Source organism: Streptococcus infantis, from assembly GCF_000963255.1.
GTDB classification, from domain to species: Bacteria; Bacillota; Bacilli; order Lactobacillales; family Streptococcaceae; genus Streptococcus; species Streptococcus nidrosiense.
Map to the genome: position 1 here is coordinate 126,358 of NZ_JYOV01000014.1, position 15,862 is coordinate 142,219.

Here is a 15,862-nt window from a genome sequence, read left to right on the forward strand (position 1 = left end):
GAATCAGTAATACTTTTCTTGACTTATCTATTTGTTTTTCTACTCTGTAGGTACATAAATCCAAAAATCAATTCATACAAGCAGAAAAATAGAAGAAAGGCATGGAGGAAAAAGTCCTCTGGTAGGATAAGAATGACAGGATCCTTTGCTGGATCAAATAGCCAGGTATCATCACCTACAAAAAGAATTTGATGAAACAAAGTAAAGAACTGCTCAAATCCGATGAAGACACCAACTAACCCAAGTACCAAAGGTAGCGAGAGCATGATTAAGAGACCTCTACGGTACAGAGATAGAAATCCTTTCTGAATGACCTGCTTCCAAAAAAGATAGAATATCGGTAGAGTTACTAGTGCTACTCCTTGAGCCAGATGGAACAAATCCTTCACAACCGCAAAATGATAGATACCAGAAGCTGATGAAGGAAAATCTGGCATTTCCAATGCTTGATTTAATGGATTGGTCAAATAATCCATCAAAACATTAAAATTATGCTGGATAGTCTGAGGTTGCAGATGAACACGACTTGTCAAGTTTAACCAAGAAATTTCCTGAGGATAGACAAACCAAGCCAGGTAAATGGTCAATAAAATAGCAAGCGAGAGGAGAAAGAGAATACTTCCTACAAAAGTAAACTTAGTTTTCATCGAAATCCCACTCCGCTAGACTTGAAAGGACATGAGTTGGTGCAATTGGTAAATCAGCTACTTCTTCAGGTTTTGTAAATCCTGTCGTTACCAAAAGGCTAGGAATGCCATTGTCAATACCAGCTCGAATATCAGTCAGGTAATTATCGCCCACCATGACAATTTCTTCTCGCTCAAGTCCTAGGTGTTCAACAGCCTTGTCCATAATAATCGCATTAGGTTTTCCAATATAAACTGGTTTTACGCGAGTTGCTACTTCAAGAAGAGTAATCAGTGAACCAGCACCAGGCAAAAGTCCACGTTCAGTTGGAATGTTCAAATCAGGGTTGGTACCGATAAAATGAGCACCTTTATGGATAGCTAGGGTTGCTGTAGCAAATTTTTCATAGTCTACTTGCCAGTCCAAGCCAACAACTACATAGGCTGGATTTTCTTTATCTTCAACATATCCTGCTGCTTGAATGGCTTCCTTTAGGCCTGCTTCTCCGATGACATAGACTGTCTTTTCAAGTCCTAGATCATTCATGTAATCAATAGTCGCTAAGGTTGCAGTATAAATGGTTGATACAGGCGTGTCGATGTTAAACTGATTAGCTAGCATCTCTTGAACACTTTCAGGTGTACGAGTGGTGTTGTTTGTCACAAAAAGATAAGGAATCTCTCTTTTTTGTAACTCATGAACAAAAGCTTCTCCTGCTGGGATTCTATCTTTCCCCTTATAGATTGTTCCGTCTAAATCAATTAAATATCCTTTATAAGTCATATCTTTCTTTCTAATCTTTTTTAATTTCTTGCCAAGTTATCTTTGCTTGAGCATTGATATCGCCATCACTTGAGACTTGGTGATTACTCTCTAATCCATTTAATTCATAACTAGAAGTGATCATGCCTCCTGGTCGAACTTCCTTGACATATTTGAGGTTGATTTTTTTAGGGATATGGTTGATAAGAAAATCTGCTCCCATGACCTCAAAAATCCAGTCTAGGTATTTACTGTTATTGACGTGACCATTCATATCTAAGTCATAGAAACGAACGTGGTAGTCCTTGCTTATCGCTTCTTCCAGCTCTGTATATTTTGGCCCACGGACCAGTTTCTTAGAAAACTCAGATTGGTAAGGGGCGACAATTTCTGGTACTACAGGATGAACCTTTCGACTCTCACGATCCATAAGGACAAAGGTAGCTACCATATGAATGATTTCTTGACCATCTTCATCATAAATAGTAAATCGGCGGTAGCAAAAAAGACGATTATAGGTCAAAGCTTCTGTTTCAATGGTGATTTCCTCAGCAAATTGAGGTAAACGTACCACATCGATATCATAATCCGTGATAATCCAGACCAGATTATACTGTTCTAAAACATCCTTGTCACTCACTCCCAGTTCAATTGACTGCATCCCTGATACCTGTAAGGACAACAAGATAACGTCTGGTAGTTTGATATGACCATTCATGTCAGCCATATCAAAAGGAATTTTCATCTTCATTTGATAAGTTAAGCCCATAATTTTACTCCAATATAAATCGTTCTGCTACTGTATCACCTAAGAAGAGCCCTCTCTTAGTCATACGAACATGATCGCCATCAAGTTGCATAAGACCTTGTTGAATCAAGTCTTTGACAATATCCCCATAAAGTTCCTGGAAAGACCGTCCAAATTTTTCTTCAAAGCGTGCCATGGAAACTCCTGACTTCTTGCGAAGGCCGAGAAACATCTCTTCTTCCATTTTTTCCCTTTGACTCAGGTGTTCTTCAGTAATACGAGCATTTCCCTCTTCTACCGCCTTTAAATAATGGCGAATAGGCCCATGATTTTTATAGCGAACACCGTCTACATAGCCAGACGCACCAGCACCAATTCCATAATACTCAGCATTGTCCCAGTACATAAGATTGTGACGACTCTCAAATCCTGGTTTTGAAAAATTAGAAATCTCATAATGCTCGAAGCCAGCTTTTTCTAGCTCTGCAATGATATACTCAAACATCTCTGCTTCTAATTCTTCCTTAGGAAGTGGTAATTTTCCTCGTCTCATACGATTCATAAAAACCGTATGATTTTCTAAAATTAAGCTGTAGAGGCTCATATGAGGAATATCAAGGGCAATTGCCTTAGCGACATTGTCCTTTACCTGATCCATGGTCTGCCCAGGAAGTGCGTAGATCAAGTCAATGGAAATATTGTCAAAACCAGCCTGTTTGAGACGATCGATATTTTCATAAATATCCTTTTCCGTATGACTACGCCCTATCTTTTTCAGCATTTTATCATCAAAGGTCTGAACACCTAGTGAAACACGATTAACTGCAGAATTTTGCAGAACAGCAATCTTATCCGCATCCAAATCACCAGGATTAGCCTCGATAGTTAATTCTTCTAAGACTGACAAATCTAAGTTTTTAGTCAATCCTTCTAACAAAACTTCCAATTGAGAAGCGGACAAGGCTGTCGGTGTCCCACCACCAATATAGAGTGTACGCAATTTGTGAATGTCATAAGAATGAAATTCTTGCAGTAGATGCTCTAGATAGCTGTCTACTGGCTGATTTTTAATAAAGACCTTGGAAAAGTCACAATAATAACAAATTTGTGTGCAAAATGGTATGTGCACGTAGGCTGATGTCGGTTTCTTCTGCATAGTATTTATTATACCACAAAGAGTTCACTCAAGAAAAAAATCACCATTCTTGATTTTCTAGAAAACAAAGAATGGTGACTCTATTTTAATTTTCTTGAAGCTCAATGACAATTTCTTGACCATTTCCATTTTCTTCCACAACTACTTTTTCTTCCAGTTGTGATTTGAAATGATTCAAGGTTTCTTTTGAAGCCTCGGTCGCTTGTTGAGCATGATATTTTGCTTTATCTAGGACAGTGTCAAGAGTAATTTCCCCAGATTCAATCTGATCTTTTGTTTTAAGAACGAATTCTTTGGTTTGTTCTTTGACATCCGTTAATTTTTCACAAACCTGCTCTTTAGCATACTCAGGATCTTCTTTTAGATCTTCTAAAAATTCTTGTGCTTGGCTTCTAACTTGTTTTCCTTTGTCACTAGTTAAAAACAAGGCAGCTGCAACACCTGAAACAGTTCCTAAAAGGATAGATGATAGTTTTCCCATTAGTCAACTCCTTTTTTATTTTTTAAAAAATTTACTTGCAACACGAATAGCAGATAAACCTGCACCAGTTTTTATAGTTTTTGATCCAGCAGATGATGCCTTTTTACTCAAAACACGTGCTTGTTCATTTAGGTCAGAAACAGAAACAGAGAGGTCTGCAACTGCTGTAAAGAGGGGATCAATTGTAGCAACTTTGACATTGATATCATCAACAAGAACGTTGACTTTTGTAAGCAATTCATTTGTTTGATGAAGAGTTACATCTACATCTGATGTTAAAGTTTTAACAGTTTTTTCAGTTTCATCAATTACACGACCAACTTTTTGAAGGGTAATAATCAGATAAACTAAAAATACAACCAAGGCAATTGCCACAATAATATAAGCCACTTCTAACATTTTAATTCTCCTTTTTTACATTATAAAATGGTGCTTTTTTCCGATTTTGATAAAAGATGATATAAATACCAAGGCCAATCAATAGCGCGGACAACCACTGGGATACTCGGAGTCCAAAGAACATGAGACTATCCGTACGCATGCCCTCGATAATCATACGTCCAAATCCGTACCAAATTAGATAAAAGGCAGTGATATGACCACGACGGACACTCTTTAATCGACGTCTAAAAACGACAATCAAGGCAAAACCGATCAGATTCCAGATAGATTCGTATAGGAAGGTTGGTTGACGATAGGAACCATCGATATACATTTGATTCTTGATAAAACCAGGTAAGTAATCAAGATTGTCAACGGCTGCTCCGTAGGCTTCTTGGTTAAAGAAATTCCCCCAACGACCTAGACTCTGAGCAATCATGACGCTAGGAGCTGCAATATCTAAGAAATCCCAAGTATTGATTAATTTGCGATCAGCAAAGATATAGAGAACAATCGCTCCAGTAATTAAACCACCATAAATCGCAAGACCACCATTCCAAATAGCAAAAATCTCTCCCAGATGTTGACTATAATAATCAAATCTAAAGATGACATAGTAGAGTCTAGCACCAATGATAGATAAAGGAAAGGCAATTAAGATGAAGTCCAAAATATCATCAGATAAAATCTTCTTTTTAGGCGCTTCTTTACTGGCAAGATATACCGCTAAAACAAGACCTGTAACGATGCAAAGCGCATACCATCTAACAGCTAAAGGACCAATTTGAAAAGCGATTGGATCAATCATTTTTCACCTCGTTCTTTGCAATCAGATTTGTCAATCTTTCTTCAAATAGTCGAGTAGCATCAAAGCCCATTTCCTTAGCACGATAATTCATCGCTGCTGCTTCGATAACGACAGAAATATTACGTCCTGTTTTTACAGGAATGCGGATACGTGGAATAGCTACTCCAGAAATCTCCAATTCCTCAGCATTATTGCCTAGGCGATCAAAAGTCTTTTGCGTGTCATAATTTTCTAGATAGACAGCCAACTGAACTTGTGAAGAATCCTTCACTGCACTAGCACCATAAAGACTCATCACATCTATAATACCAACACCACGAATCTCAAGTAAATGCTTCAAGATTTCAGCTGGTTCACCCCAGAGAGTCATTTCATCCTTAGCAAAGATATCTACACGGTCATCCGCTACCAAACGGTGTCCTCGTTTCACGAGTTCTAGACCTGTCTCACTCTTACCAATACCACTGTCACCCTGGATTAACACACCCATACCATAGATATCCATCAAGACACCATGTACACTTTCACGCTCAGCCAAACGAGAATCTAGGTAACTTGACAATTCTCCAGACAGACGACTTGTTGCTGTACGACTCGTTAAAATAGCGATTTTACATTCTCTAGCGGCCTTTAGCATTTCCTCTGGAACTACTAAACCACGCGCAACAATAACTGCAGGTGTTTCCGGTTGGAACAATTTTTTCAATACCTGGTAGCGGTTATGAGAAGACATGCTAATCAGATAAGACCACTCTTTCATCCCCAATAGTTGAATCCGCTCTGGGGTATAGTAATCAAAATAGCCTGTCATTTCGAGACCTGGACGACAAATATCGCCTGTATTGATTTCCTTTTCAAGTAATTCTGGCTCACCATAGACAATGTCTAGTCTAAGCTTATCAATCACTTCTTTGACTAAAACCGACATAATTTTCTCCTTCAATCGAGTTCTCCCTACTATTATATCAAATTGTGGTAGGAAGTTTATGTTTTTAACAGTGTTTGGGGTATTTATTTAAGAAAGCAACCATTATAATTTTAACAGCCAAAAGGGATTAAACAATAGGTTAGTGTTTAATCCCTTCTCTTTATTTATTCAACTATTCAACAGTACTAGACTAGTCAGACACTTTATCACTGCTAGCTGGTACTGATTTTTCTTCACTACTTGTTGTAGATTCGGTTGTGTGTTCAGCTGGTTCTCTTAGAGTTGCTTCTGTTGAAGCTGGTTCTTCTACAGTTGTTGTGTTTGGAGTCGTAGTTGTAGTGCTTGTGGTTGTTGTTACTCCATTAGAAAGCATTCTACCATCACTACCTACTTTGTAACCATCAGGTGTAGTCGCATTTCGAAGCATTTCTCCACTTGGTTTGAAGTAATACCAGTCTCCTTTTTCTTGAATCCAACCAACTTGCATTTCACCAGACTTATTAAAGTAATAGTAATCTCCAGAGACTTCATGGATACCTGTGACCATTTTACCAGTCTCATTGTCTAAGTAATACCATTTACCAGAGTACTTGAACCAACCAGTCTCTGCAGCTCCAGATTCTTTATGATAGTACCAATCTTTGCCGTCAAATACCCATCCGGTTTCCATAGCTCCAGATTGGTTAAAGCTATATTTGACACCATCAATTTCCTGTCTGCCAGTCACCATAACGCCGTCATTTTGATTCAAGTAGTACCATTTACCTGCAGATTTTATCCAACCTTTTTTCTGCTCACCACTTGATGCATAATAGTACCATTTATCATCTTCTTGTTTCCAGCCAGTAACCATAGCACCGCTAGCCTTAAAGCTATATTGTTGCCCATCGATTTCTTTGGTTCCTGTAACCATCTCTCCATCTTTCGAATCAAGATAGTACCAATCACCAGCATATTTAATCCAGCCTTTTTTCAGTTCACCACTTGATGCATAATAGTACCATTTGTCATCTGTTTGTTTCCAGCCAGTAACCATAGCACCACTATCTTTAAAGCTATATTGTTGCCCATCGATTTCTTTGGTTCCTGTAACCATCTCTCCATCTTTCAGTTCGAGATAGTACCAGTCATTGTTGTATTTAAGCCAGCCTTTTTTCTGATCGCCACTAGATGTATAATAGTACCATTTGCCATCAAATTGTTCCCAACCAGTTGCCATGACGCCTCCATCATTGAAGCGATAGAATTTGCCGTCAATCTTATTTAAACCAGTGACCATTTCTCCAGTTTTAGGATCTAGATAATACCATTTACCTGCATCATTGAGCCAACCACGTTTCATTTCACCTGAAGCGCTAAAGTAATACCATTTTTGGTGCGTATATTGCCAATAAGTTCCCATTTCTCCGGCTTCATTGAAATAGTACAACTTTCCGTCAATTTCTTTGAAACCAATGGTCATTTTTTTATTTTCATCTAGGTAATACCATTTATTACCAATTTTATTCCAGGATGATGCTCTTAGTTCATTTGAAAGCGCACCTGTATCATCAAAGACCAGAGTTGCTCCATTCACTGTTCTGGTACCAGTTTGCATAATCCCTTTTTCGTCAAAGTAATAGGTCTTACCATCAATGATTGCTAACTCGGATTCTTTTCGATATCCTTTAGAATCTACATAATACCAATGCTTGTCAATCTGAAGCCATTTAGAAGTTTGTAACTTCCCATCTTTATCCATATATAAAGATTTAAGAGTACCTTCATCATCAAAATCTTGAAGCCATTTATCTTGTTGCAGATGTCCTTTACCATTGAAGAAGTATTTCGCACCATCAATTGTATGCCAACCAGTTGCCATCTGATCATCAGCGAAATAATACTTCTTATATCCATCTTCAGTAATCCAACGTGCAGTAGTATTCGGAATATCTGGGTATTCTTGAGAAATATTATTAATGCCATCTGTTTTTATATCAAAGACAGTAGCATCTTTTTTATCACTTGAAGCATGAACGACTTGAACATTCATCTCTTTCAATTTATCTCTTGTTGCTTGAACATTGATATCCAAACCTGTTGTTTGCACAACGATAGATGGAGAGAGGTTATTGAGGAAATTAATGCTATTTGAAACTTTTCCATCGAGGTGATGGTTCCACTTCATCAAATCGACTTTCCCAATTTGTGGACCTAAGCGATCTTCAGCTCCATAAACATTATCAAGATCCCCACCCAGATAAATTTTCTTTCCATTTACTGTAACTACAGCAACAATTGAATTGGGGTTATCATCGTATACTTTCTTTAATTTTCCATCTGGACCGTATTCATTCTTGTAGTTATACAACTGAATATCCATATCCCCCATTTTGAAATGACTATCATTATCAGAGATATCCTGGATAAGATTGACCCCATATTTTCTAGCGGCATTCAGAGCATTATTATAGTTGAAAAGGTTATCCCACAAGCCCCATTGAGTGGCAATTCGATCATCCGAATATCTTTTTAGATAAAATTTATCAACCTTATATTTTTTTAGAACCTCATCAGCTCCACCGATATGGTCACTATGAACATGTGTTCCAAGCATAAAGTCTAACTTCTGAACACCTACATGGTCAAGATGACGGAAAAGTCGATCTTCAATTGCGTAGAAATTTGACGTAATAATCCCCGATCTTAATGGATAAAGGGGATCGCTTCCATCTGGAAAGTCATAGTCTTCACCCATATCTATCAGCGCATAATGCCCATTACTTTCAAGCAAAATGGCATCTGTACCTGGACTTCCTTTGGTATTAATGAAATGAATCCGATTCACGTCAGACTGCGAACTTGTATCCGCCTCAACTCTTGCGCTGACACTAAGAAACAAAAATGCTCCTAAAGCGACTGCAACTTTTGTTTTTTTCATGATAAAGCCTCTCAGATTTTTCTACTAATATATATACAATTATACCAAAAAAACATGAAAAAGGGGTGTAAAAATGTAAAATGTCATTTTTACTACCCAAAATGACTTCTTTCTGCAATAGTATTTAAATATAAAAGATGAACTTTCGTACTCTTTTATCTGTAATCATAGTACTCTATAGCTTTTCTTCAGTAACTGTTTCTGATAATTTTTCCCTAGACTTCTATCTGCTTGTTTATAATCTTCTCTGCAAAAATACTTTCTTGACTCTAATCTTTTAACACTATCTTAAAAAATCAGCTATAATTAATATCATTATATCTATTTAACACTGAATTAACTATCCTCTCTGAGATTTCACTCTTAGAAGCTAACAAAAAAGACTAGACAAGTCTAGCCTTTCTTATTAATTAGAATTTTTTACGTTTACGAGCTGCTTCTGATTTACGTTTACGTTTTACAGAAGGTTTTTCATAGAATTCACGTTTGCGTGTTTCTTGAAGAGTACCAGCTTTAGTAACTGCACGTTTGAAACGACGAAGAGCATCGTCAAGAGATTCATTCTTACGTACTACTGTTTTAGACATTTTTTTCACTCCCTTCAAGTTCAAGATCTACTCTATTTTACACGTAATGAAGAAAATTGTCAAGAAAAAAATGAAATTCTCCCAAATCATTTCATTTAATTTTTAAAAAATGAGAATTATATATTCTTCTTTTCAAGGGAAAATCTATCACTCACTCCTCTATTAAAATTATTGTACCACTTTCAGATAAACTGTATTCATTTTTTGAGCATATCCAAACCAAAAAACCACCCAATCTATAGGATCGAATGGTTTTTAATGATTAAAATCTTATTTCTTTAACAAGCTGAGTGCTGCTGCATCGGCGATAATGGTCACATCTGGATGGTTTTGCAGGCTACTTGCAGGTAGACTTTCTGTCACAGGGCCTTCAACAGTTCCAGCGATAGCTTCTGCTTTTGATTCACCATAAGCAAAGAGAAGGATAGACTTAGCGTCCAAAATGTTTTTAATTCCCATAGAAATAGCTTGTGTTGGAACATCTTCAATCTTATCAAAGAAACGTGCGTTAGCTTCGATAGTAGACTGGTCAAGCTCTACAAGATGTGTTTGGCTATCAAATGGAGTCCCTGGCTCGTTAAATCCAATGTGTCCATTACGACCAATTCCTAAGATTTGTAGGTCAACTGGATGGTCAGCAAGAATTTGGTTGTAGCGTTCTACTTCTGCTTCTGCATTATCCTTGACACCACGTGGCAAGAAGCTTTCTTTAAATGGTTTCTTATTGAAAAGATTTTCTTGCATGAAGTAACGATATGATTGAGGATTGTCCCCATCAAGACCTACGTACTCATCCAAGTTCACACTTGTAAGATTTGAAAAATCAAGATCGCTCTCAACGATTTGTTGGTAAAACTCCAGAGGGCTACTTCCTGTTGCAAGTCCCAATGTTTGTGCACCGTTTTCCAATTTTTCTTTTAAGATATCAAAAGCAACTTTTCCACCTTCAATTGGATTTTCCACTTGAATAACTTTCATAATTTTGTCCTCCATATTCTTTATTTTATTATATGGTATAGACCAATTTTTGTCAAGTGAAAACGGTTTATTTTTGTTGAAAATATAAATATACTAAAGAAATCAATTGATAGGTCTACCTACTCTAAAAAAGAGAGGAGTTTGACGTCCTCTCTTAAATCATCTATCAGAAACACTTCCTGATTATATTTTGGAAAATGTTTCTTTTTCTTATATTATTTTTTACGTTTAGCAACCAAACTCAATCCAACTAAACCAAGCGCTACTCCTAAAACGATTAAAACTGTAGTTTTCTGTTCACCTGTTTTCGGTAACTCATTAGCCTTTTTCTTTTCAGGCGTTGATGATGTTACTGGTGCTGGAGGTGTAACTGAGCCTGGAGGTGTTACTGGACCTGGAGGTGTTACTGGACCTGGAGGTGTGACCGGACCTGGAGGTGTTACTGAGCCTGGAGGTGTTACTGAGCCTGGAGGTGTTACTGAGCCTGGAGGTGTGACCGGACCTGGAGGTGTTACTGGACCTGGAGGTGTGACCGGACCTGGAGGTGTTACTGGACCTGGAGGCGTTACTGAGCCTGGAGGCGTTACTGAGCCTGGAGGCGTTATTGGACCCGGAGGTACTGGTGGTTGATAGGTATTAACCAAAACTAGGTTCGTTTCATTATCTCGAACTATTTTTGATACATATCCCTCAGGAACATTGACTTCACTAATTGTATAGCTAATCATTTTCCCTGCTAAATATTTCGGAAGATTTGTAAAAGTATGAGTCCAATTATTATCTTCGTTCAAAATAACTTCTTGCCCTACTTTACTTCCATCAGCATAGAGTTGTACCTTAATGCTATTTGGGCGTTTTCCTGCTTCATTATCAGCATCCTCCCAAATCTTGCTGACTTTTAATTCTGTCACTTCAGGAGTATCAGGAATATTAGGGACATGTGTATTAGTGATGATGTAGTTTGTCTGATCTATTTCTGTCGTATACCCCTCAACTTTGTCTTCTGCTACAGTATAAACAATTGCATTTCCTTCAGCATCATTTTCAGGTAGCTGATCAAATGTAAAGTTCCAATTATCTTCTGATTTAACAGATTTACTTGCTACTTCTTTACCGTTAGCTAAAAGACGAACAGTTATAGCATCTGGACGAATGCCAGCTTTGTTATCTGTATCATTCCAAATTTTCTTACCTTTTATACTTGTAGTTCCTCGATAAGTATTGATAAATGTAGTTTCCTCTTCACCGTAAGACACTGTTCCCATTTTGATACCATCATCATCCGTTACTGTTACAGTAACCTTTAGTTCATGACTATCATAATCGTAATTATTAGTGCTTTCAGGAATAACTTCACGAATGATATAGTTGTAAACTCCTTCTTTTTTATACTTAATAGCATTGAAGGTTACACTTCCATCTTCAGCATTTTTTACAATTTGAAGAGGTTCACTAGGGTTTGCAGCATCATAAAGTGCAAAGTTAAACTGATCTTTTTCTAGTGTTTTCCCTTTTAAAGTTTTGTGGGCCTTTAAAATAACTGATTCTGATTTTTCTGCGTTACCAAAACCTGATCCTGACTCTAGACGGACTTCACGTACCATACTACGTGTTTTAAAATTTGTTGCAGACCATGCTAAATTATTCGATACTAATGAACCTGCAGGAACTCCATCTGGTAATTTAGTAGAGTATTCAATATACATTGCCCAATGATAGTTATCTCCAAATGGAATCGTAAAGCCTGTGATTCCTCCTTGAGCATTTTTAGTGAATACTGCCTTGTTTGAAAAGTTATCTGATGGCTCTAACGTGAGAATATGAGCTTCGTTACGAATTTTTGTTGGTTGTGTTTCATAACGAACTGCACGAAAACTCTCAGGAATTAAGGTTTGTCCATCCCCAAAAGTATCCGTAATTGTCATCCCACGAATCATATCTTGATTCGCATTCAGGAGAATACGCCACTTAATAATACTTGGATCTGTATCATCTTGATAACCGTATTTCATCTCATAGTCGCCTGCTTCACCACTGTCTTGTTTGTACTTGAAACTATAAGTCTTATGACCAATGGTAACAGAAACTGGTTGACTCTCCTTAATGACTTCTCGATTAATAGTTAAATTAAACTGTAAAGAAAGCTCTTTATTCTCAGGCCTCTTAGCAAAATAATCTGTGAAAGTTACCGTAACTTTTCCTGTACTAGGATCTGTTTGAGCAATCCCAACCTTCGTGCCCTTACTATTTGTAACGTCAAATGTCAAATTTGTAATCAATCTAAGCTATCTAGGAATATCTAAAATCAATTGATCATTCTCAGAGATACTCTGACTATCTGGAAAAATTAATTGATAAGTTGCGATTAAACGTTCCCCAGCAATAACTTCCACATCATCACTCAATTCAAGGCCAGATCGCTCATGAATAATCTTAGTATCAAGATTATAACCCGTCACCGAATCCGCTTGAACTGTTTTTGCTAATTTAACTATTGATAAGCCTATTAGCAAAAACATTAAAAAAAATGTTAAACATCTAGACAATTTATGCTTCATAATAACCTCCTTTACGATTAGAAAACATTTGATTATCTAACCAAATTATACCATACTTATTTAAAAAATGTACATTTACCGACCATTTGTTTAATTAATTTTAAAGTTTTATATTTATTCAAAGTTTTCCGTTTCTTAAATAAATTATAAAAACAAAAAGAGAGGAATTAACCTCTCTTCTTGCGATTACATACACTTATTTAATAAATGTATAACCAACTTTAGAATATCTTTTGTTTAGATATTCAAAGACAAATCTTGAATCATTCTAGAAAACTAGAAATATTAAGCTTCATCTTCTTTTTTTCGTTTCGCAACCAAACCTAGACCTACAAGACCAAGTGCAGCACCAAGTGCAGCAATTCCAGATTTAGATTGTTCACCAGTGTTTGGCAACTCAGGACCTTTAGGTTTTTCTGGTGTTGGTGGTGTTACTGGTGTTGGTGGTGTTACTGGTGTTGGCGGTGTTGGTGGTGTTGGCGGTGTTGGCGGTGTTACTGGTGTTGGTGGTGTTGGTGGTGTTGGCGGTGTTGGTGGTGTTGGCGGTGTTACCTTGTTGTTAAACTCAGTATCTTCAGGCATTTGTGAAGTAAGAGTCAACACTTTACCATCCTTAGTTACAGTAACTCCAACAGTCGCTACCATCTTATCGTACTCAACTCCAGCCTCTGTACCTTTCACTTCTTCTACATGATAGATATAAGTACCTTCTTGACCACGTTTGAATTCAAGAGCTGAGAACTTGATCTTACCTTCAGCATCATTGCTTACGGTTTCAATCACGTTACCATCTTTGTCTTTCAATACGAAGCTGAATTCACCAGCCTTCAACGCACGACCTTCCAATTTCTTCGTGAAGTTGAATTCAACTTTCACTGGAATATTAACAACACGTTTTTCAGTTGGTTTTTCTGGTTTTTCAACTGATTTCTTAGTTGGATCATATTGGTGAACAATTTGAGAAGCTGTATTTTCAATATCTACACCTTCTTTAGCAGTTCCCTTGATACGTGCTGGAATATCAAACTTGTAGTAACGTCCAAATGCTAATTTAGCAGTGTCGATTATTTGAGTATTTTCTGCATCTCCAAGTGACTTAGTCAAGTCAGCCTTAGATGTAGCAGTAATGACACCATCCACAATTGAGATATCAAACTTAGCTGTTACATCTTCACCAGTTACTGAATCATAAGCCTTAATTTCAGCTACATTAACATCCAAGTTTTCGCTATCATATTTATCAGTAATACCAACAGATTGAATATTGTGTGCTTCAGTGAATTTAGTTGTATCTAACCATACTTGGTAAACAACCTTATCACCCTTATGGAGTGTTTGAGTATTGATATTTTGCTTTTCATTATTATCAACTTTGTCCACGTATGGATCTTTGTTGGTATCAGCTACTTTATCAGTCAACTCTTTATCATCATCAAGGAGTTTATTTCCAGTGATATCAAATTTCTCTTCATTAAGAATATATTTCTCTGGATTGAACTCAGGAGTTTCTGGTGGAGTCACCTTGTTGTTGAACTCTTTGTCTGCTGGATCAGTTACGTTAGTGATGAGAGCTTTCGCTGTTCCGTCATGTTTAACTTCTACAGTTACTACTGCTTTCATCTCATCATAAGTAACAGTTCCATCAGTACCTTTCACTTCTTCTACAGTGTAGTTGTGAACGCCTGCTTGTTCTTTCTTGAATTCAAGAGCTGAGAACTTAACGTTTCCATCTGCATCGTTACTTACAGTTTCAACAACTTTACCTGTTGAATCTTTAAGAACGAAGCTGAATTCGTTAGCTTTCAATTCACGGCCTTCAAGTTTCTTAGTGAAGTTGAAGGATACTTCAACTGGTACGCTGTTCACACGTTTTTCAGTTGGTTTGCTTGGTTTTTCAACAGTCTTGCTTACTGGGTTGTAGTAGTTTACAATTTGAGCCGCAGTATTTTCGATGTCTACTCCACCTGCAACGTCAGCTTTAACTGTTGCTGGGATCTCAAACTTGTAGTAACGTCCGAATTCGAATTTAGTGGTGTCAATGATTTGAGTGTTTTCTGCGTCTCCAAGTGACTTAGTGAAGCCAGCTTTAAGAGTTGCAGTCATCACACCATTTTCAACCTTGATGTCGAACTTGTCTGTTACATCTGCTCCACTTACTGAATCGTAAGCCTTGATAGCTGAAGCATCTACATCGACTTTTGTTTCATCGAAGTCATCAGTGACTCCTACAGATTGAACGTTGTCTTTGTTAGTTGCGTCAAATTTAGTTGTATCAAGCCATACTTGGTAGTAAAGTTTTTGACCACGTTTAACAGTCTTAGTATTCAAGTTTTCTGCTTCGTTGTTGTCTGTTCCATCTACATATGGATTTGTATTTGTTTCACCATATTTATCAGTCAACTCAGAATCATCATCAAGAAGCTTGTTGTCTGTGATTGAGTATTTCTCTTCAGAAACAACGTATTTCTCTGGTTGGAACTTAGGTTCTTCTGGAGGAGTGACACGGTTGTTAAATTCTTTATTCGCAATGTCGCCTACAGTCGCGATAAGAACTTTAGCTGTTCCATCGTGTTTCACTGTAACTGTTACATTCGCTTTCATGGTGTCGTATGTAACGGTTGCGTCTGTTCCTTTAACTTCTTCTACTGTGTAGTTGTGTACGCCTTCTTGACCTTTCTTGAATTCAAGAGCTTTGAACTTAACGTTACCAGCCGCATCGTTGCTTACAGTTTCAAGAGTCTTACCTTCTGAATCTTTAAGAACGAAGCTGAATTCGTTAGCTTTAAGCTCACGACCTTCCAAGCGTTTAGTGAAGTTGAATTCCACTTCAACTGGAACGTTGTTTACACGTTTTTCAGTTGGTTTTTCAGGTTTTTCAACTTTCTTAGTAGTTGGGTTGTAGTAGTTGACTACTTGAGCCGCAGTATT

At 37.3% G+C, this 15,862-nt stretch carries 14 protein-coding genes; all 14 read right to left on the reverse strand.

Annotated features, from left to right (window positions below; all coding sequences use genetic code 11):
* Positions 1–23: 23 nt before the first annotated feature.
* Positions 24–647, reverse strand: a complete 624-nt coding sequence (locus TZ96_RS06365) for a TIGR01906 family membrane protein (protein WP_045763369.1) — start codon at positions 645–647, stop codon at positions 24–26.
* Positions 637–1,410 carry a TIGR01457 family HAD-type hydrolase gene (locus TZ96_RS06370; protein ID WP_045763370.1) on the reverse strand — a complete coding sequence of 258 codons (774 nt, stop codon included), beginning with the start codon at positions 1,408–1,410 and terminating at the stop codon, positions 637–639. The genes TZ96_RS06365 and TZ96_RS06370 overlap by 11 nt, the downstream gene beginning before the upstream one ends.
* A gap of 10 nt (positions 1,411–1,420) precedes the next feature.
* Entirely contained in the window at positions 1,421–2,158 is a 738-nt protein-coding gene (locus TZ96_RS06375; RefSeq protein ID WP_045763371.1) for an acyl-[acyl-carrier-protein] thioesterase, read from the reverse strand.
* Between the two features lie 4 nt (positions 2,159–2,162).
* Positions 2,163–3,293 (reverse strand): radical SAM family heme chaperone HemW, encoded by a 1,131-nt coding sequence (gene hemW, locus TZ96_RS06380; RefSeq protein WP_045763372.1) that lies wholly within the window; start codon positions 3,291–3,293, stop codon positions 2,163–2,165.
* An 85-nt stretch (positions 3,294–3,378) separates the two neighbouring features.
* The gene (locus TZ96_RS06385; protein ID WP_045763373.1) at positions 3,379–3,774 is read right to left on the reverse strand and encodes a YtxH domain-containing protein; all 396 of its coding nucleotides are present in this window, start codon (positions 3,772–3,774) and stop codon (positions 3,379–3,381) included.
* Positions 3,775–3,789: 15 nt separating this feature from the next.
* Positions 3,790–4,173 carry a DUF948 domain-containing protein gene (locus tag TZ96_RS06390; protein ID WP_000895021.1) on the reverse strand — a complete coding sequence of 128 codons (384 nt, stop codon included), beginning with the start codon at positions 4,171–4,173 and terminating at the stop codon, positions 3,790–3,792.
* A gap of 1 nt (position 4,174) precedes the next feature.
* Positions 4,175–4,963: a prolipoprotein diacylglyceryl transferase gene (gene lgt, locus TZ96_RS06395; protein ID WP_045763374.1), complete on the reverse strand. Its 789-nt coding sequence runs from the start codon at positions 4,961–4,963 to the stop codon at positions 4,175–4,177.
* Positions 4,956–5,891 (reverse strand): HPr(Ser) kinase/phosphatase, encoded by a 936-nt coding sequence (gene hprK, locus TZ96_RS06400; RefSeq protein ID WP_045763375.1) that lies wholly within the window; start codon positions 5,889–5,891, stop codon positions 4,956–4,958. Before hprK ends, lgt begins: the two co-directional genes overlap by 8 nt.
* A 190-nt stretch (positions 5,892–6,081) precedes the next feature.
* Positions 6,082–8,811, reverse strand: coding sequence for an MBL fold metallo-hydrolase (locus TZ96_RS06405; protein ID WP_045763376.1), 2,730 nt, complete (start codon positions 8,809–8,811; stop codon positions 6,082–6,084).
* A gap of 410 nt (positions 8,812–9,221) precedes the next feature.
* Positions 9,222–9,398 carry a 30S ribosomal protein S21 gene (rpsU, locus tag TZ96_RS06410; protein ID WP_000048054.1) on the reverse strand — a complete coding sequence of 59 codons (177 nt, stop codon included), beginning with the start codon at positions 9,396–9,398 and terminating at the stop codon, positions 9,222–9,224.
* A 270-nt stretch (positions 9,399–9,668) separates the two neighbouring features.
* Positions 9,669–10,376 (reverse strand): glucosamine-6-phosphate deaminase, encoded by a 708-nt coding sequence (locus TZ96_RS06415; RefSeq protein ID WP_045763377.1) that lies wholly within the window; start codon positions 10,374–10,376, stop codon positions 9,669–9,671.
* A 215-nt stretch (positions 10,377–10,591) separates the two neighbouring features.
* The gene (locus tag TZ96_RS10480; protein ID WP_052696563.1) at positions 10,592–12,655 is read right to left on the reverse strand and encodes a Cna B-type domain-containing protein; all 2,064 of its coding nucleotides are present in this window, start codon (positions 12,653–12,655) and stop codon (positions 10,592–10,594) included.
* Between the two features lie 6 nt (positions 12,656–12,661).
* Positions 12,662–12,934 carry a hypothetical protein gene (locus tag TZ96_RS09955; RefSeq protein ID WP_052696565.1) on the reverse strand — a complete coding sequence of 91 codons (273 nt, stop codon included), beginning with the start codon at positions 12,932–12,934 and terminating at the stop codon, positions 12,662–12,664.
* A 285-nt stretch (positions 12,935–13,219) separates the two neighbouring features.
* Positions 13,220–15,862 (reverse strand): SspB-related isopeptide-forming adhesin (locus TZ96_RS06430; protein ID WP_045763378.1); only part of this gene is annotated, 2,643 nt, incomplete at its 5' end.

Bases quoted from the DNA above. Each gene is read 5' to 3' on its own strand.
- TZ96_RS06365 (WP_045763369.1), bottom strand. From the start codon at position 647: ATGAAAACTAAGTTTACTTTTGTAGGAAGTATTCTCTTTCTCCTCTCG.
- TZ96_RS06370 (WP_045763370.1), bottom strand. From the start codon at position 1,410: ATGACTTATAAAGGATATTTAATTGATTTAGACGGAACAATCTATAAG.
- TZ96_RS06375 (WP_045763371.1), bottom strand. From the start codon at position 2,158: ATGGGCTTAACTTATCAAATGAAGATGAAAATTCCTTTTGATATGGCT.
- hemW (WP_045763372.1), bottom strand. From the start codon at position 3,293: ATGCAGAAGAAACCGACATCAGCCTACGTGCACATACCATTTTGCACA.
- TZ96_RS06385 (WP_045763373.1), bottom strand. From the start codon at position 3,774: ATGGGAAAACTATCATCTATCCTTTTAGGAACTGTTTCAGGTGTTGCA.
- TZ96_RS06390 (WP_000895021.1), bottom strand. From the start codon at position 4,173: ATGTTAGAAGTGGCTTATATTATTGTGGCAATTGCCTTGGTTGTATTT.
- lgt (WP_045763374.1), bottom strand. From the start codon at position 4,963: ATGATTGATCCAATCGCTTTTCAAATTGGTCCTTTAGCTGTTAGATGG.
- hprK (WP_045763375.1), bottom strand. From the start codon at position 5,891: ATGTCGGTTTTAGTCAAAGAAGTGATTGATAAGCTTAGACTAGACATT.
- TZ96_RS06405 (WP_045763376.1), bottom strand. From the start codon at position 8,811: ATGAAAAAAACAAAAGTTGCAGTCGCTTTAGGAGCATTTTTGTTTCTT.
- rpsU (WP_000048054.1), bottom strand. From the start codon at position 9,398: ATGTCTAAAACAGTAGTACGTAAGAATGAATCTCTTGACGATGCTCTT.
- TZ96_RS06415 (WP_045763377.1), bottom strand. From the start codon at position 10,376: ATGAAAGTTATTCAAGTGGAAAATCCAATTGAAGGTGGAAAAGTTGCT.
- TZ96_RS09955 (WP_052696565.1), bottom strand. From the start codon at position 12,934: ATGAAGCATAAATTGTCTAGATGTTTAACATTTTTTTTAATGTTTTTG.